The 349-nt window shown below is 50.7% G+C and carries 1 pseudogene; it reads right to left on the reverse strand.

Annotation, left to right across the window (positions count from 1 at the left end):
- Window positions 1–223: 223 nt before the first annotated feature.
- Window positions 224–349 (reverse strand): annotated as a pseudogene (locus tag IV91_RS17655) (transposase); the annotation flags it as partial.

Consider the following 349-nt stretch of genomic DNA (forward strand, 5'->3'; position numbering starts at 1 on the left):
CGGATCGTGGCGGCATGATCCTGATCGATACGCAACAGAAATTTGAAAAAGGATGGATTCTGAAGGATGGTTTGGCACATAATGGGAGGGTCTTTAGTTGGGAAACCAAAGACTCGCCCTTGAGGGACTTGCCAGTCAAGTTCTTTGAGGGCGCTCAACCCCCATACCCTCATCTATTTTGCAAAAAACCGCCCAAACCACCCTCAAATAGATTGATCGCGCTCACTAGGGACGCTTCCATGTCTTCGCAGACCTTGCCGAACATCCGGCGCATCCGGTCGATGGCATCGCCGTCAAACACTTTGCGGCGATATTTCGCCACAAAGACCAAATGGACGTGCATCTTGAA

It is taken from the genome of Ferrovum myxofaciens (assembly GCF_000735045.1).
GTDB classification, from domain to species: Bacteria; Pseudomonadota; Gammaproteobacteria; order Burkholderiales; family Ferrovaceae; genus Ferrovum; species Ferrovum myxofaciens.